This is a genomic window from Auraticoccus monumenti (assembly GCF_900101785.1).
Classification (GTDB): Bacteria; Actinomycetota; Actinomycetes; order Propionibacteriales; family Propionibacteriaceae; genus Auraticoccus; species Auraticoccus monumenti.
Map to the genome: position 1 here is coordinate 2700040 of NZ_LT629688.1, position 16899 is coordinate 2716938.

Consider the following 16899-nt stretch of genomic DNA (forward strand, 5'->3'; position numbering starts at 1 on the left):
CGCTGCCACGAGCGGCCCGGGACCGGTCAGGCAGGTGCCCGACCGGTCCGGGGTGCGCTCAGCGGAGGGCCGGGATGACCTCGTTCTCGAACAGCTCGATGCCGGAGGTGTCGTAGGCGGCCTCGGGGAAGTAGAAGATCCCGTAGGTCATGCCGAGGTCGCGCACCGCGGTCAGCTTCTCGACCACCTGCTCCACGGTGCCGGTGCCGGCCAGCCCGTCGAAGCCCTTGAGCTGGGCCTGCACCCGCTCCTCGCCCAGGTGCGGGGTGACCCGGTCGACGTAGGCCCGGCGGCGCTCGGCCACCTCGGCCTCGTCGCGGCCGATGAAGACGTTGTAGTTGGAGGAGCGGGTGATGGCGTCGAAGTCGGTGCCCACCTCGCGGCAGTGGTCGGCCAGCAGCGCCGACTTGTGGGTGAAGCCCTCCGGTGAGCCGTCGAAGTTGGTGTAGCGGGCGTACTTCGCGGCGATCTTGAGGGTGACCTTCTCCCCGCCGCCCGCGATCCACAGCGGCGGCCCGCCGGCCTGGCGCGGCAGCGGGAAGCAGAGGGCGTCGTCGACCTGGTAGTGGGTGCCGTCGAGGGTGGCGTGCCCGGTCTCCCAGGCCTGCTTGAAGATCTGGACACCCTCGTCCAGCATCCCGAGCCGGACGCCGGCGCGGGGGAACCCGTAGCCGTAGGCGCGCCACTCGTGCTCGTACCAGCCGCCGCCGATGCCCATCTCCAGCCGGCCGGCGCTGACGTGGTCGATGGTGGCGGCCACCTTGGCCAGGTACATCGGGTTGCGGTAGGCCATGCAGGTGCACATCTGACCGAGCCGGATCCGGTCCGTGCTGGCAGCCAGCGCGGCCATCAGCGTCCAGGCCTCGTGGGTCGCCTCCTCGCTGTGCACCGGGGTGGTGTGGAAGTGGTCGTAGACCCACAGGCTCTGCCAGTGGTCGCCGCGGTCGGCCCGCTGGGCGAGGTCACGCATCACCGACCACTGGTCCGCCTCGGCCACCTCGGTCAGGTCGAAACGCCAGCCCTGGGGGATGAACAGCCCGAACTCCATCGTCGCAGTCATGTCCCGAACCCTAGACCGGCGCTCCGGGGAGGTGACCGGAGGGCCGGGGGTGCACCGGGGACCTGGCTCAGAAGTGGTCGCGGACGTGGAAGTCCCCGGTGAACAGGGCGTCCAGCAGCGGGTCGCTGCCGGCGTCCCCGTGCAGCAACCCGGCCTGCCGCAGCGCGTGGCAGCTCCAGCTCCCGGCGTAGCGGGCGGCGAGGCCACGGCGGGTGAGGACCGGGGCCCCCGGCCGCACCGGTGCGGGCTCGCAGGTGGCCGAGCCGGACCCGTCCAGCTCCAGGGACCAGCCCTGCTCACCGTCGCGGTCGGCCACGGTGAGGTCGAGCCGGACCGCGAGCTGGGGCCAGCGCCGCTGGGTGCAGGCGCCGGCGACGTCGAGCACGGCCAGCATGTAGGGCGCGCGGTCGACCACCTCCCAGTCCGAGGAGCGGGTCAGCAGCCGGACCACGTCGTCGCCGCTGGTGTGGATCTCCACCCGCCCCACCACGGACGCGCTGCTGCCCAGCGAGGCCAGCAGGGCCAGGTAGCCGTCGGGCTCCAGGGCCACCAGGTCGCGGACGCCGATGGCGGCCCGGGGGCTGACCTCGTGCCCGCGGTCGAAGGAGCAGCTGCCGATCAGCTCCCCGTCGCGCTCGACCAGGGTGGTGCCGCTGGGGGCGGCGAGCAGCTCGGCGTCGGTGGCGGGGAAGGCCGGCCCGGTGCGGGTGAGGGGACCGTTGTAGCCGGCCGCCCAGCGACGGTAGAGGTCCCGGACGGCGGGCACGTCGGCCAGCTCGGCCCGCCGCAGCCGGACGCCGTCGGGGACCCGGACCTGGGCCAGCACCGCGGTGGGGACGGCCAGGGTGAGCACGTGCCCGACCACCTCATAGCCCAGCCCGCGGTAGATGCCGGGGGCGCTGGGGTAGAGCGTGGCGAGCGCGACGCCGGCGGAGCGGGCGGTGTCGTGGACGTCGGTGAGCAGGCCGGCCAGCAGCCCGCTGCCGCGGTGCTCCACGGCGACGCTGACCCCGCCGATGCCGAGGCTGGGGACCTCGGTGCGGTGCCAGTACGAGCGGTGGTCGATGCCGCTGGCCGCGGCCAGCACGCGACCGTCCTCCACCACGCCGACCACCCGGTGCCCCGGTCGCAGCGGGTCGGGCTCGGCGTCCTCGGCGAGTCGGGGGATGCCGAAGGCCTCGTGGCCGAGCGCGTGCAACGCCCGGAGGTCCTCGGAGGTGAGCTGACGGGTCTCGGTGGTCACACCGACATCCTGCTGGTGCCGACGTGCTCCGGCCACCCCGATACCGCCTCTGGGCCCGGGCTCAGATGTCCTGACGTCCCCGGGCCCGGACCTTGTTGACCACCGAGAGCAGGACCGCACCGATCAGCATCAGGTACAGCACCACGGTGATCGGGCTGCTGACCAGGGTGAGCGGGTTGTTCTCGGAGTTGTTCATCGCCTCGCGCAGCGACTCCTCGGCCAGCGGGCCGAGGATCACCGCGATCAGCACCGGGGCGACGGGGAAGTCGTAGCGGCGCATCAGGTAGCCGACGATCCCCAGCCCCAGCAGCAGCACCTGGTCGACCAGGGAGCCGGTGGAGGCGTAGACCCCGAAGCAGGCCAGCACGGCGATCCCGGCGTAGAGGTAGGGCTTGGGCACCCGGAGCAGCCGGGCCCAGAGCGGGGCGAAGGGCAGGTTCAGGATCAGCAGCACCACCATGCCGATGAACAGGCTGGCCAGCAGCGCCCAGACCAGCTCCCCGCTGCGCTCGAACAGCAGCGGCCCGGGCTGGATGCCGTACTGCTGGAAGGCCGCCAGCAGCACCGCGGCGGTGGCCGAGGTCGGCAGACCCAGGGCCAGCAGCGCCCCCATCGCCGTACCCGCGGTGGCGTTGCCCGCGGCCTCGGGCCCGGCGACCCCGCGGATGGCGCCCTTGCCGAACATCGGGTTCTTCCGACGCCGGTCCAGCCGGCGCTCGGTGCCGTAGGCCAGGAAGGTCGGCACCTCCGCACCACCGGCCGGGATGACCCCGAAGGGGACGCCGAAGGCCGTGCCGCGCAGCCAGGCCGGCAGCGCCTCGCGGAACTCCGCACCCGAGAGGAACGGACGTCCCTGGCTGGCGATCAGGCTGCGGTCCTCGGGATGACCGACCCGGGAGGCGACGTGGAAGACCTCGCCCAGAGCCAGCAGGGCCACGGTGAGGACGACGATGGACACGCCGTCGAAGAGCTCCAGCACCCCGAAGGTGAAGCGCTGGGCGCCGCTGACGGAGTCGATGCCGACCACCGAGATGGCCAGTCCCAGCCCCAGGGCGGCGAGCCCGCGGAGCGCGGAGTCGGCCACCACCGCGGACGTCGCGACGAAGGCGAACACGGCCAGCGCGAAGTACTCCCCGGGACCGAACCGGTTGGCCAGGCTGGCCAGCGTGGGGGCGAAGAAGACCACCAGCGTGGTGGCCAGGATGCCTCCGGTGAAGGCGCCGATGGCCGAGGTGGCCAGCGCCTGCGGGGCACGCCCGGTGAGTGCCATCCGGTGGCCCTCGAACGCGCCGGCGATCGCGGTGGAGTTGCCGGGGGTGTTCATCAGGATGCCGGCGATGGAGTCCCCGAACAGCCCGCCGAAGTAGACCCCGGCGAACATGATCAGCGCCGACAGGGGCTCCAGGGTGAAGGTGAGCGGCAGCAGCAGCGCCACCGCCATCGCCGAGCCGAGACCGGGGAGCACGCCCACGGCCGTCCCCAGCACGGCCCCGATCAGCACGTAGAGCAGGTTGGTCGGCGTCAGCACCTCGCCGAACCCCTGCAGCAGGCTCATCAGCTGGTCCATCAGAAGACCCCCATGATCCCGGCCGGCAGGGCGAGGCCCAGCAGCCCGACGAAGACCAGCTGGACCACCGAGGAGATGGCCAGCCCGATCCCGATGTTGAGCAGGTAGCGCCGGCTGCCCAGCCCGGTGGCCACCCCGGCGAACAGGATCGCGGCCGCGACGATCCAGCCGGCGGTCTCGAGCAGGGCGATGAACACGGCGACGCTGCCCACGGTGACGGCCATGGCCCGCCAGTTGGTGGTCGGGACGACCTCACCGTCGGCGCCCTCGACCGGCGCCGGCACCTCGGGGTTGCGCAGGATGCTGACGGTGAGCAGCACCGCCACCACCAGCAGCACCACCACGACCAGGGTCGGGAACGCCTTGGGCCCGAAGAGCTCGGAGTCGTCGGCGACCTCCATCTGCACGATGCCGACCACCAGGAACACCGCCACCGCGACCAGCAGCGCCGGCATCACCAGGGCCGAGCGGCTGCTCCAGAACGGGGTGCTCGGCGTCGCCGGTGCGGCGGGCGTCGTCGCGGTGCTCACACCAGCCCCAGGTCGGTGAGGATGACGTCGACGCGTTCCTGCTCCTCGACGAGGAACTCGGTGAACTCGTCCCCGGTCAGCACCCACGGCTGCCAGCGGTTGCGGGTCACGGCCTCCTGCCAGTGCTCGGTCGCCACCATCTCCAGCACCACGGACTCCAGCTCGGCGCGCTCCTCGGCGGTGATGCCGGCCGGGGCGACCAGACCGCGCCAGTTGACCAGGTCGACCGACTCGTAGCCGAGCTCGGTCATGGTGGGGGCGTCCAGGCCCTCCAGCCGCTCCGGGGCGACCACGGCGAGCGCCCTCAGCGAGCCGTTGATCAGCAGGTCGCGGAAGTCGTTGTAGCCGGAGATGCCCACCTCGACGGTGCCCGCGGCGGTCGACAGCAGGCTGATGGTGAGCTCGCCGCCGCCGGCGTGGGCGGCGTACTCCAGGTCGCCGGGCTCGACGCCCGCCTCGCGGGCCAGCTGGCCGGCCACCATGTGGTCGATGCCGCCGGCGGAGCCGCCACCGATCGGCAGGGCCGCCGGGTTCTCCTCCCACGCGGCGAAGAAGTCGTCCAGGGTCTGGAAGGGGGAGTCGGCCGGCACGGCGACGACCTCGAAGTCCTGGGCCAGCCGGGCCACCGGGGTCAGCTCGTCCAGCGTGGTCTCCGCCTTGTTGCGGGTGATGCCGCCCATCATCACGGTGCCGGTGACCATCATGAAGGAGGCCTGCCCGTCCATCTGGGCGAGCGTGGCCAGCCCGATGGTGCCGCCGGCGCCGGGGATGTTGTTGACCGAGACGTTGCCGACGATGCTCTCCGAGCGGAGCGCCTGCTGCGCCTCGCGGGCCACCAGGTCCCAGCCGCCGCCGGGGGAGGCGGGGGCGATCAGCGTGGTCTTGGTCCGCAGGTCCGCGCCCGCCCCGGACTGGTTGGCGTTGATGCCGGCCGCCACCACCAGCACGGCGACCGCGACCGCGCCACCGATGGTGCGCGCGGCTCGTGGGATTCTCATCGGGCTCCTTCGCTCGGTGCGGTGAGGGTAGCCCGCGGGTGCTGTCCGGGGCCACGTCGGGCCGGAGCCCCGCCAGGCGCCTGGGGCTACAGTCCCGTCATGACCGTCGCCGCCGCCCGTTCCCGCACCGCCGCCGGACACGCCGCCCTCGCCGCCGCGGTCGAGGAGGCCCGCCTGCGCCGGACCGACCTCGTCGTGCTGCACGTCATCGAGGGGCTGACCACCGAGGCCGGGGACGAGGCCGCGGTCCACGCCGAGGTGGCCGGCGAGCTGGCCGGGCTCGAGGTCGGTGACCTGTCCTGGACGCTGCGCACCACCGCCGGCGGTCGGGACACCGCCGGCTCCCTGGTCGACCTGGCCGTCGAGGTGGACGCGGAGATGCTGGTGGTCGGCACCCGTCGCCGCTCGCCGGTGGGCAAGCTGCTGCTCGGCTCGGTGGTGCAGCGGGTGCTGCTGGACTCCCCGGTGCCGGTGATGGTGGTCAAGCCGGCGGTGTGAGGCTCCGGCCCGGCGGAGGTCCGGGTCAGAAGTAGTCGCGGACGTGGCACTCGCCGGTGAACAGCGCGTCCAGCAGCCAGTCGTGGCGGCTGTCTCCCGCGAGCTGCCCGGCGCCGCGCAGGCTGGCGCAGGACCAGTGGCCGGAGAACCGGGCGGCGAGCCCGCGCCGGGTGAGCACGGGGGCGTCGGGAGCCGGCTCGGTCGTGGTGCAGGTGGCACCGCCCTCGCCGTCCAGCTCCAGCCTCAGTCCCCGGGTGCCGTCGGCGTCGGCGAGGACCAGGGGGAGCGACACGTCCATCGGCGGCCAGCGCCGGCCCTCCAGCGCGGCGACGGGGTCGAGCACGGCCAGCATGTAGGGGCTGCGCTCGAGCACCGACCAGTCCGCGGTCCGGGTCAGCAGCCGCAGCAGGTCGTCACCGGAGGTCTGCAGCTCGACCCGTCCGACCACCGAGGCGTGCCGGCCCAGCGAGGCCAGCAGCGCCAGGTGGGCGCCGGGGTCGACGGCGAGCAGGTCGGTCACCTCGATCCTGGACTCCGGGCCGTAGCCCGTGCCGCGCTCGAAGCTGCACCAGCCCACCACCCGGCCGTCGCGCTCGGCCAGGGTGATGCCGCTGAACTCGCCCAGCAGCTCCTCGTCGGTCTCGGGGAAGGCCGGCCCGGTGCGGGTCAGCGGGCCGTTGCGGGTGCGGGCCCACTCCCGGTACGCCTCCCGGACCGCGGGCACGTCGGCCACCTCGGCGCGCCGCAGCCGGACGCCGTCGGGGGCGCGCAGCTGGGCCAGGGCCGAGGTGGGGACGGCGACGGTCAGCAGGTCGGTGACGATCTCGTACCCCAGCCGGCGGTAGATGGCCGGTGCGGTGGGGTAGAGCGTCGAGAGCGCGGCGCCGTCGGCCTCCGCCCCGGCGCGGGCCTCGGCGAAGAGCCGTCCGACCAGACCCGCACCGCGGTGCTCCACCTCGACCGCGACCCCGCCGATGCCGAGGGTGGGCACGTCCGCCCCGTGCCACCAGGAGCGGTGCGACACCGCGCTCAGCTTGGCCACCAGCCGGCCGTCGACGAGGGCGCCGAGGAACCGCCGTCCGGGTGCCGCGGGGACGGGCCCGCCGTCGTCGGAGGGCCGTGGGGAGCCGAACGCCTCGTGCCCCAGCCGCTGGGCCGAAGCCATCTCGTCGGGGGCCAGCTCACGGATCTCGGTGCTCACGCGGGTCATCCTCTCGGAGGGGTGACGTGGAGGCGAGGGGTTTCGCGCCGGACGTCTGGAGGTCACGATTGTGTTGCGCTGTGCCCGGCCCGCCGCCTCGGTCCTTGCAGCGCCTGCACCAGTCGACTAGAAAGTTGGTCACCTGCACCGGGATGTGCGAGAGGTTTCGTCGTCCCACGTCATCTGGACGTTCGCGATCCGGACGCCCACCCACTAGGAGGCACCCCATGCGAGCACGCTCTCGCGCGATGGTCGCCGCCACCTTCACCTCGGTCGCCCTGCTGGCGAGCGCGTGTGGCGGCGGTGGCTCGACCCCTGATCCCCAGGCCCCCGGCACCGGCGGGGGTGGTGGCGGCGGCGAGATCACCGTCAACGGCTGCACCCCGGAGAACCCGCTGGTCCCCGGCAACACCTCCGAGGTCTGCGGTGGCAACGTCCTCGACGTGTTCGTGTCGAAGCTGGTGCACTACAACGCCGACACCGCCGCCCCCGAGCTCGACATCGCCGAGGCGATCGAGACCGAGGACAACCAGAACTTCACCGTCACCCTCAAGGAGGGTTACAAGTTCCACGACGGCACCGAGGTCAAGGCCGCGAACTTCGTGGACGCCTGGAACTACACCGCCGCGGCCGAGAACGGCCAGACCGGCTCGTACTTCTACTCCGCCATCGACGGCTACGCCGCCACCCAGTGCGGCGACGAGGGCGACTGCGAGGCGACCCCGGCCGAGACCAACGAGCTGAGCGGGCTGGCCGTCGTCGACGACTACACCTTCACCATCAAGACCACCGACAAGGTGTCCAACCTGCCGGTCCGCCTGGGCTACACCGCCTTCGCGCCGCTGCCGGACGCCTTCTTCGACGACCAGGACGCCTACGAGGCCAAGCCGATCGGCGCCGGCCCGTTCCAGGTGGAGTCCATCTCCAGCACCGAGATGGTGCTGACCAAGTTCGCCGACTACTCCGGTGAGTTCCCCGCCAGCACGGACAAGCTGACCTTCCGCATCTACGAGGACCTGGGTGCGGCGTACAACGACGTCGTGGCCGGCAACCTCGACGTGATCGACTCGATCCCGCCGGACCAGCTGGTGGGCGACCTCTACCAGACCGACCTGCAGGACCGCTGGGCCCAGAAGGAGACCGGCAGCATGCGCTGGATCACCTTCTCCCCGGCCGACGAGCAGCTCAAGGACAACACCGACCTGAAGAAGGCGCTGTCCATGGCGGTCGACCGCCAGGCCATCGCCGACACCCTGTTCAGCGGCTCGGCCACCCCGGCCACCGGCTGGGTGTCCCCGGTCGTGGACGGCTACAAGGCCGACCAGTGCGGTGAGGCCTGCGTCTTCGACGTGGCCAAGGCCAAGGCCCTCTACGAGCAGGCCGGCGGCTACGAGGGCACGCTGACCTACTCCAGCAACACCAAGGAGAGCCCGATCAACCAGCAGGTCGGCGAGGCCATCTGCAACCAGATCAGCAACAACCTCGGTGTGGAGTGCACCTTCAACCCCGTCATCGACTTCGCCACCTACAACAAGGGCATCGACGAGGACGAGTACAAGGGCATGCTGCGGGCCGGCTGGCAGATGGACTACCCGTCCATCGAGAACTTCCTGACCCCGATCCACGCCAAGGGCGCGGACTCGAACTGGGCCGACTACGACAGCCCCGAGTTCGAGGAGCTCCTCACCCAGGCCGCCGCGGCCGAGGGCGAGGAGGCCAACACCCTCTACCAGCAGGCTGAGTCCAAGCTGGCCGAGGACTTCCCGGTGGCCCCGCTGCTCTACGGCAAGACCCAGATGGGGTGGAGCGAGCGCGTGGACAACGTGAAGATCACCGCCTTCGGCACCCCCGACCTGGCGAGCATCACCGTCAAGTGACACCTGCTCACGGCCGGTCCCCCCCAGGGGGCCGGCCGTGAGTCTGTCCCGGGTGTGGTCTGATAAGCCGACCACGTGAGAGCGCTGTGAAGCGCTAGGAAGGAGCGGCTCGTGGGGACCTACATCATCCGACGGCTCCTGCAGATGATCCCCGTCTTCATCGGGGCGACCTTCATGATCTTCGTGATGGTCTTCGCCCTCGGCGACCCGGCCGCCGGCCGGTGCGGCGAGCGGGCCTGCCCGCCGGCCTACATCAACAAGTTCCGGGCCGACTACAACCTCGACGAGCCGCTGCTCGTGCAGTACGGGCTGTACCTGGCCAAGCTGTTCCAGGGCAACTTCGGGGAGACCTTCAGCGGCATCTCGGTCGCCGGCGAGCTGCTGCTCCGCTGGCCCACGACGCTCAAGCTGGCGGTCATCGCGCTGGTGGTGGAGGCCGTGATCGGCATCCTCGCCGGGGTGCTGGCCGGTATCCGCCGGGGCCGGTTCCTGGACTACCTGGTGACGCTGTCCAGCCTGGTCGTGCTGTCGATCCCGGTCTTCGTCATCGGTGGCCTGGCCCAGCTGGTGCTCGGGGTGCGGCTGTCGCTCTTCCCGGTCACGGCCTCGACCGGCACCTGGTACGAGCTGCTGCTCCCGGGTCTGGTCCTGGGCTCCTTCTCGGTGGCCTACATCGCCCGGCTGATGCGCGGCACGCTGGTGGAGAACCTGCGCGCGGACTACGTCCGGACCGCGCGGGCCAAGGGCCTCGGCCCCGGCCGGACCATCGGCATCCACACCCTGCGCAACTCGCTGATCCCGGTGATCACCTTCATCGGCTACGACGTCGGCGCGCTGCTCGGCGGCGCGGTCGTCACCGAGCGGATCTTCAACATCAACGGCATCGGCGGGTTCCTCTTCCGCGGCATCAACTCCAAGGACGGGTCGATCGTGGTCGGCACCGTCACCTGCCTGGTGATCGTGTACCTGCTCGTCAACCTGTTCGTGGACATCCTGTACGGCGTCCTGGACCCGAGGATCGCTCATGACTGACCCGATCGCCCCGACCGAGTCGCTACGGCCCAACCCGGTCGACGCAGCGGCGAACACGGGCGCCCCCACCGCAGACACCAAGAACACCAAGGACGCCGTCCGCTCCCCGGGCGCGGACGCCTGGCGCGAGCTCCGCAGCAACCCGCTGTTCTGGATCTCCTCGATCCTGATCCTGGTGCTGGTCGTGATGGCGATCGCGCCCCAGCTGTTCACCCGCACCGACCCGCTCTACGGCGACCTCGGCGTCGCCCGGCAGCCACCCTCGGCCGAGCACCCCTTCGGCACCACCAGCCAGGGCTACGACGTCTACGCGCGCACCATCTACGGGGCTCGCGCCTCGATCATGGTCGGCCTGCTGACCACCATCGGCACGGCCCTGGTCGGCTCGGTGGCCGGTCTGCTGTCCGGGTTCTACGGCGGATGGCTGGACGCCGTGCTGTCGCGGGTCGGGGAGATCTTCTTCGCCATCCCGCTGCTGCTGGCCGGCATCCTGTTCCTCTACCTGTTCCCGCCGAACCTCGACACCCCGTTCGTGGTCCAGGTGCTCCAGGTGGTGGGGGTGCTGGTGCTCTTCGGCTGGCCCTCGATCGCGCGGATGATGCGCTCCAGCGTGATGCAGGTCAAGCCCAACGACTACGTCAACGCCGCACGGGCGCTGGGGGCGGGCTCGGGGCGGTTGATCACCAACCACATCCTGCCCAACGCCGTCGCCCCGATGATCGTGGTGGCCACGCTGAACCTGGGCACCTACATCGCCGTCGAGGCCACCCTGGCCTTCCTCGGCATCGGGCTGCGCCCGCCGGCCATCTCCTGGGGCATCGACATCTCGCTGGCCTCCTCCCTGGGGCTGATCCGGGTGGCGCCGCACATGCTGATCTTCCCGTCCATCTTCCTGTCCGTGACGATCCTCGCCTTCATCATGCTGGGCGACGCCGTCCGGGACGCCCTCGACCCGAAGCTGCGGTGACCGACGTGAGCGAGACCCTGGAGAACACCACCCCCGCCGCGCGGGCGATCAGCAGCGACTCCTCCTGGACGCCGGTCGACGGCCGGCTGCTGGAGGTCGAGGACCTGCAGGTGGAGTTCCGCACCCGCGAGGGGGTGGCCAAGGCGATCAACGGCGTCACGTTCCACCTGGACGAGGGCGAGACCCTGGCCATCCTGGGCGAGTCGGGCTCGGGGAAGTCGGTGACGGCCCAGGCCATCATGGGCATCCTCGACACCCCGCCGGGCTTCGTCACCGGTGGGGCGGTGCGCTACTGCGGCACCGACCTGCTGACCCTGGACGAGAAGCGTCGGCGCGAGGTCCGCGGCCCGGAGCTCTCGATGATCTTCCAGGACGCGCTCAGCTCGCTGAACCCGGTCTTCCCGGTCGGCTGGCAGATCGCGGAGATGCTGCGGGTCCACCGCGGCGCCAACCGCAGCGACGCCAAGGAGGCGGCGATCCGGCTGATGGAGCGGGTGAACATCCCCGGCGCCCGGCAGCGGGTCAACGCCTTCCCGCACCAGTTCTCCGGCGGCATGCGCCAGCGCATCATGATCGCGATGGCCATCGCCCTGGACCCGGCGGTGCTGATCGCCGACGAGCCGACCACGGCCCTGGACGTCACCGTCCAGGCCCAGATCATGGCGCTGCTGGCCGAGCTGCAGGAAGAGCGCCGGATGGGGCTGATCCTGATCACCCACGACCTCGGCGTGGTGGCCGACGTGGCCGACCGGATCGCGGTGATGTACGCCGGGCGGCTGGTCGAGACCGCCGACGTGCACCCGATCTACGCCGCCCCGGCCCACCCCTACACCCAGGGGCTGCTGGCCTCCATCCCGCGGCTGGACCAGAAGGGCCAGGAGCTGCAGGCCATCGGCGGGCTGCCGCCGAACCTGACCCGGATCCCGGCGGGCTGCCCGTTCAACCCCCGCTGCCGCTACGCCGAGGACGTCTGCCGCCACGACCCGCCGCCGCCGCTGATCCAGGTGCGCCCGGACCGCTGGTCGGCCTGCCACTTCACCGAGCTGGTGCTGGCCGACAGCGCCGCGGGGGCCGTCCCGAACCAGACCCAGACCGATGAGGAGGAGCTGCGATGAGCGGCGAGGTGATCCTGAGCGCGGTCGACCTGGTGAAGCACTACCCGATCAAGACCGGGGTGCTGCGCCGGACAACCGGCCACGTCAGGGCCGTGGACGGGGTGAGCTTCGACCTCCTCAAGGGCGAGACGCTGGGCATCGTGGGGGAGTCCGGCTGCGGCAAGTCCACCCTGGGACGCATGCTGGTGCAGCTGGAGCGGCCCACCAGCGGCTCGCTGGTCTTCGACGGCGTCGACATGGTGGCCGAGTCCGGTGCGGCGCTGCGGGCCATGCGCCGCAACATCCAGATCGTCTTCCAGGACCCCTACACCTCGCTCAACCCGCGCAAGACGGTGGGCGACATCATCCAGGAGCCCTTCGACATCCACCCCGAGGTGGAGCCCAAGGGCGGCCGGCGCCGTCGGGTGCAGGAGCTGCTGGACCTGGTCGGGCTGAACCCCGAGCACATCAACCGCTACCCCCACCAGTTCTCCGGCGGGCAGCGTCAGCGGATCGGGATCGCCCGCGGCATCGCGCTCAACCCGAAGGTGCTGGTCTGCGACGAGCCGGTCTCGGCGCTGGACGTCTCGGTGCAGGCGCAGGTGGTCAACCTGATGGAGCGGCTGCAGGACGAGCTGGGGCTCTCCTACGTCTTCATCGCCCACGACCTCTCGGTGGTCCGCCACATCTCCGACCGCGTCGGGGTGATGTACCTGGGCCGGATGGTCGAGATCGGGGACGAGACCCAGATCTACGAGCGTCCGACCCACCCCTACACCCAGGCGCTGCTGTCGGCCGTGCCGGTGCCGGACCCGACCCTGCGCGGCAAGCGCGAGGAGATCGTCCTCAGCGGGGACGTCCCCAGCCCGGCCAACCCGCCGTCGGGGTGCCGCTTCCACACGCGCTGCTTCAAGATGCAGGACGTGTGCCGGGTGGAGGACCCGGCGCTGGACCCGCGCGGGGACGGCGTCAGCGCCCACCCGTCGGCCTGCCACTTCGCCGAGCCGCGGGAGATCGTGCACACGGTCGACGTCAGCTGAGCCGGTCCCCGTGCGGTGCCGGGTCGCAGGGCTCGACGCGGAACCGCAGCGGGCGCAGGGGCCGGTAGGGCTCGATCACCTCGACGTTCTCGAAGGCGATGCCCCCGGGGATCGGTGACCGGCTGGCCCAGTAGACGACCCGGCCGTTGACCGCGGCCACCAGGTGGCGGCTGGGGTCCGGCACCACCCAGGACTGCTCGGCCCGGCGGCCGTACCAGTGCCAGTGCGGGGCGACGTCGGCGGCGTAGGCGGCCTGCTCCGGTGCCGGCTCGTCGCCGAGCACCGTGACCACCGCAGCGCCCTCGACGTCGCGGGGGAGCCGGTGCAGCCCGAAGCGGGCCCGGCGCGTGAACCGGCTGCTCCGGTGCCTCGGCCACAGCTCGCCGGCCCGCACCGGGCCGTCCAGCAGCCGCAGGGTCCGCAGCCGGGCGAAGTTGCCCATGGTGGCGCTGAGCACGCAGTGGCGCAGCGGGACCGAGCCTGGTCGGGTCACCGCGGCCAGCTCCACCTCGTGCGGCCGGTCGGCCCGGAACCGGACCCGGACGTCGACCTCCGCTCCGCCGGCGAAGCGCTCGCAGTGCACCAGCACGGTCAGGCACTCGACACCGGCGACGACCTCCACGACCCCGGGGTCGTGCCCCGGGCCGGGCTCCCCTGTCCACAGCCGCAGCCCGGGCTCGTCGTCCAGGCGGCTGCGCTCCAGCTCGGAGTACCCCCGGCGCACGCTCCGCCGCGGCCGCGGCTCGATCGCCACGTAGTTGACCATCCGGTCCGGGTCGTGGCCGAGGTAGGGGGTGTAGACCCGCAGCAGGCCACGCGGCCCGAGCAGCGGCGGCAGCCCCACCCGCATCCCGTCGCGGTGCCCCCACAGCGGGGACCCGTCGGGGCCTGGTCGGACCCACTCGTGGGGCCGGGTCCCGGGGTGCGGCGCGGTCACGGCCGTCAGCCTACGGGCGCGGGCGCCCGGGTGCGGGGGAGCGTCCTACAGTGGGCCGGTGACCTCCTCCTCCACGCCGGCGGACCGCCGGTTGATGTTCGTGCACGCCCACCCCGACGACGAGGCCAGCCAGACGGCGGCCGCGATGGCCCGCTACGCCGCCGAGGGCGCGCAGGTGACGCTGGTCACCTGCACCCTGGGTGAGGAGGGCGAGATCGTGGTCGACGACCTCGCCCACCTCCGCGAGGGTGACGCGCTCGGCCGGCACCGGATCGGTGAGCTGACCGAGGCGATGGCCGTGCTCGGCGTCACCGACTTCGTCCGCCTGGGCGGCGACGGCACCTACCGCGACTCGGGCATGGCCTACGACGAGTCCGGTGGCGTGGTGCCCACCGCCGAGCTCAAGGACGGCTCCTTCTGGACCACGGACCTGCTCGAGGCGGCGAACCACCTGGTGCAGCTGCTCCGCGACCGGCGTCCGCAGGTGCTGGTGACCTACGACCAGTACGGCGGCTACGGCCACCCCGACCACATCCAGGCCCACCGCGCCGCGACCTATGCCGTCGCCCTGGCCGGTGTCGCCGGCTACCGCCGCGACCTCGGCGAGCCGTGGGTGGTGTCGCGGCTGATGTGGTCGGCGATGTCGGCCTCGGCCATGCGCCGGGCGCTGCGCCGGCTGCGCGAGTCCGGGGACACCGAGACCTTCAAGGAGTGGGGGGACCTCGAGGGCGACCTGCTGCCCCCGATGCTGGTGGCCGACGAGGACATCTCGGTGCGCGTCGACGGTGCCCCCTGGGCGGCGCACAAGCTCGGGGCGCTGCGGGCCCACCGCAGCCAGGTGAGCATGGACGACCCGTGGTGGAAGATGTTCACCAGCGGCGAGGAGTGGTCCGACGAGTTCTACCGGCTGGCCCAGGGCGTCCCCTTCGAGGGCGAGGGCATGGCCGAGGACCTCTTCGCCGGCCTCACCCGGTGAGCGTCCCCGTCCCGGCCCAGCCAGTCCCCTTCGAGCACTCCGCCGACCAGGTGGCCGGGGACGACCTGCGCCGGGTGATGAGCCACCTCGGGGCCGGGGTCAGCGTCGTCGCCGCGCTCGGCGGCCCGGGCAGCGACATCGAGCAGGGCGAGTTCGACGCGATGACCTGCACCTCGTTCACGTCGCTGTCGCTGGAGCCGCCGCTGGTGATGGTCAGCGTCCGCCAGGAGGGCAGCTTCCGGCAGCACCTGAGCGCGGCCGGGCACTGGGTGGTCTCGCTGCTGTCCGGGGACCAGGAGCCGGTGGCGCGGGCCCTGTCGCGGCGACGTCCGGAGCGGTTGGCCGCTCTGCCCTCGATCACGTTCCGCCCGAGCCCGGTCTCGGGGACGCCGGTGGTGGTCGGTGCGCTGAGCTGGCTGGAGTGCCGCACCGAGCGGGTGGTGGAGGCGGGGGACCACACGGTGGTGATCGGACGCGTCGTCGCCACCGACCCGACCGAGCGCGACGACCACGCGCTGCTCTACCGCCGCCGCCGCTTCCTGACCGGCTGAGCGGGACGGTCGTCACGCGTCCTGGGGTGGCTCAGGGGACGCGCGCCAGCCAGGCGGGGTCGGAGTACTTCGACCCCGCCAGCTCACCGGCCTCCTCGAGGGTGCCTTGGTCGACGTCGACCGGGTGCAGGCCGTAGCTGTCGCGGAAGTGGCTGGTCATGGCCTCGACCACGGCCTCGCGGCTCAGCCCGGTCTGGGAGCGGATCGGGTCGACCCGCTTGCCGGCGCTCACCACGCCCTTGTCCGACACCTTCTCCCGCCCGATCCGCAGGATGTCGAGCATCTTGGCCGCGTCCATGTCGTAGGACATGGTCACGTGGTGCAGCACCACCCCGCTGGCCAGCCGCTTCTGGGCGGCGCCCCCGATCTTGCCGGCCGGGGAGGTGATGTCGTTGAGCGGGACGTAGCGCGCGTCCACCCCGAGCCCGCGCAGCGCGCGCACCACCCAGGCGTCGAGGAAGGCGTAGGACTCGGCGAAGCTCAGCCCCTCGACCAGCGTCGCCGGGACGTAGAGGGAGTAGGTGATGGTGTTCCCCGGCTCGACGAACATCGCCCCGCCGCCGGACATCCGCCGCACCACCGTGGTGTCGTGACGGGCGGCGGCGGTCAGGTCGACCTCGTTGGACAGGGACTGGAACGAGCCGATGATCACCGCGTTGGAGGCCCACTGCCAGACCCGCAGGGCCGGGGCGCGCAGGCCCTCGCCCAGCTGGCGGGCGATCACCTCGTCCAGGGCCATCTGCATCGCCGGGTGCTGCGGACCGGTCTCGACCAGCTCGAAGCGGTGGTCCGACCAGCCGGTCGAGCGGCCCAGCGCCCGCAGCACGGCCAGCGCGACCGCCCGGGCGTCGAAGCCCACCAGCACCGCGGCCCCGGCGGCCCGGTCCACCACAGCGGTCAGCTCAGCGACCGGTAGGTCGGTCGGCAGCCCGACCAGCGCCCGGCTCATCCAACCCAGCGCCTCGTCGGGCTCCAGGAAGAAGTCCCCGGAGAGGACCACCGCGGTGATCCTCCCGTCCAGCACCTCCAGGTCGGCCACCACCAGCTTCCCCTCGGTGACCTTGTACTCGCCGTGACGGCGCTCGGGACGGGTGGACGGCTGGTTCGGCTGCACGCCCGGACAACACTGGACCGCCGTCGCTTATGCCGACGCCCCCCTCCAGCTCACGCGGCAGCCCGTCCCTGGCCAGGCGGCGACTCGCCGCCAGACGTCGCCTCACCCGACCCCCACCCGACCCATCGGGGCCACTCGCCACCCGTGACGAGGGCAGCGCCGGCCCGGGCCCCGGCGACGAACGCGGCGACTCGCCGTCAGTCGTCGTCTCACC

The 16899-nt window shown here is 72.2% G+C and carries 16 protein-coding genes; 8 read left to right on the top strand and 8 right to left on the bottom strand.

Features of this window, described 5'->3' with window-relative positions:
* Nucleotides 1-58: 58 nt before the first annotated feature.
* The 5 genes from BLT52_RS12550 to BLT52_RS12570 form a co-directional block, all read right to left on the bottom strand.
* Nucleotides 59-1060, bottom strand: a complete 1002-nt coding sequence (locus BLT52_RS12550; RefSeq protein WP_231946294.1) for a TIGR03560 family F420-dependent LLM class oxidoreductase — start codon at nt 1058-1060, stop codon at nt 59-61.
* A gap of 67 nt (nt 1061-1127) precedes the next feature.
* On the bottom strand, nt 1128-2303 hold the full coding sequence (locus BLT52_RS12555; RefSeq protein ID WP_172804037.1) for a GNAT family N-acetyltransferase: 1176 nt from the start codon (nt 2301-2303) through the stop codon (nt 1128-1130).
* Between the two features lie 61 nt (nt 2304-2364).
* Entirely contained in the window at nt 2365-3870 is a 1506-nt protein-coding gene (locus BLT52_RS12560) for a tripartite tricarboxylate transporter permease (RefSeq protein WP_090594060.1), read from the bottom strand.
* Nucleotides 3870-4400: a tripartite tricarboxylate transporter TctB family protein gene (locus tag BLT52_RS12565; RefSeq protein WP_231946295.1), complete on the bottom strand. Its 531-nt coding sequence runs from the start codon at nt 4398-4400 to the stop codon at nt 3870-3872. Before BLT52_RS12565 ends, BLT52_RS12560 begins: the two co-directional genes overlap by 1 nt.
* Nucleotides 4397-5398, bottom strand: coding sequence for a Bug family tripartite tricarboxylate transporter substrate binding protein (locus BLT52_RS12570; RefSeq protein WP_090594061.1), 1002 nt, complete (start codon nt 5396-5398; stop codon nt 4397-4399). Before BLT52_RS12570 ends, BLT52_RS12565 begins: the two co-directional genes overlap by 4 nt.
* Before the next feature lie 99 nt (nt 5399-5497).
* On the opposite strand from BLT52_RS12570, the gene BLT52_RS12575 reads away from it, so the two are divergent.
* A complete protein-coding gene (locus tag BLT52_RS12575; protein ID WP_090594063.1) occupies nt 5498-5896 on the top strand; it encodes a universal stress protein in 399 nt (132 codons plus the stop codon).
* 25 nt (nt 5897-5921) lie between these two features.
* On the opposite strand, the gene BLT52_RS12580 is transcribed toward BLT52_RS12575, so the two are convergent.
* A complete protein-coding gene (locus BLT52_RS12580; RefSeq protein WP_172804038.1) occupies nt 5922-7097 on the bottom strand; it encodes a GNAT family N-acetyltransferase in 1176 nt (391 codons plus the stop codon).
* A 227-nt stretch (nt 7098-7324) separates the two neighbouring features.
* On the opposite strand from BLT52_RS12580, the gene BLT52_RS12585 reads away from it, so the two are divergent.
* The 5 genes from BLT52_RS12585 to BLT52_RS12605 all read left to right on the top strand — a co-directional run bounded on the left by BLT52_RS12585 (nt 7325) and on the right by BLT52_RS12605 (nt 13107).
* The gene (locus tag BLT52_RS12585; protein ID WP_090594066.1) at nt 7325-8974 is read left to right on the top strand and encodes a peptide ABC transporter substrate-binding protein; all 1650 of its coding nucleotides are present in this window, start codon (nt 7325-7327) and stop codon (nt 8972-8974) included.
* A gap of 111 nt (nt 8975-9085) precedes the next feature.
* Nucleotides 9086-10006: an ABC transporter permease gene (locus BLT52_RS12590; RefSeq protein WP_090594067.1), complete on the top strand. Its 921-nt coding sequence runs from the start codon at nt 9086-9088 to the stop codon at nt 10004-10006.
* Nucleotides 9999-10973 carry an ABC transporter permease gene (locus tag BLT52_RS12595; RefSeq protein ID WP_090594069.1) on the top strand — a complete coding sequence of 325 codons (975 nt, stop codon included), beginning with the start codon at nt 9999-10001 and terminating at the stop codon, nt 10971-10973. Before BLT52_RS12590 ends, BLT52_RS12595 begins: the two co-directional genes overlap by 8 nt.
* A 47-nt stretch (nt 10974-11020) precedes the next feature.
* A complete protein-coding gene (locus tag BLT52_RS12600) occupies nt 11021-12088 on the top strand; it encodes an ABC transporter ATP-binding protein (protein WP_231946634.1) in 1068 nt (355 codons plus the stop codon).
* Nucleotides 12085-13107, top strand: a complete 1023-nt coding sequence (locus tag BLT52_RS12605) for an ABC transporter ATP-binding protein (protein WP_090594070.1) — start codon at nt 12085-12087, stop codon at nt 13105-13107. The genes BLT52_RS12600 and BLT52_RS12605 overlap by 4 nt, the downstream gene beginning before the upstream one ends.
* Here BLT52_RS12605 and BLT52_RS12610 read toward each other — a convergent pair.
* Complete coding sequence (locus BLT52_RS12610; RefSeq protein WP_197679030.1) at nt 13100-14044, bottom strand: hypothetical protein; 945 nt, start codon at nt 14042-14044, stop codon at nt 13100-13102. The genes BLT52_RS12605 and BLT52_RS12610 overlap by 8 nt on opposite strands.
* Before the next feature lie 58 nt (nt 14045-14102).
* Here BLT52_RS12610 and mshB point away from each other — a divergent pair, with 58 nt between their 5' ends.
* Entirely contained in the window at nt 14103-15020 is a 918-nt protein-coding gene (gene mshB / locus BLT52_RS12615) for an N-acetyl-1-D-myo-inositol-2-amino-2-deoxy-alpha-D-glucopyranoside deacetylase (RefSeq protein WP_231946296.1), read from the top strand.
* Nucleotides 15017-15571, top strand: a complete 555-nt coding sequence (locus BLT52_RS12620; protein WP_090594074.1) for a flavin reductase family protein — start codon at nt 15017-15019, stop codon at nt 15569-15571. The genes mshB and BLT52_RS12620 overlap by 4 nt, the downstream gene beginning before the upstream one ends.
* Nucleotides 15572-15602: 31 nt before the next feature.
* On the opposite strand, the gene BLT52_RS12625 is transcribed toward BLT52_RS12620, so the two are convergent.
* Entirely contained in the window at nt 15603-16685 is a 1083-nt protein-coding gene (locus BLT52_RS12625; RefSeq protein WP_090594075.1) for a lipoate--protein ligase family protein, read from the bottom strand.
* Between the last annotated feature and the right edge of the window lie 214 nt (nt 16686-16899).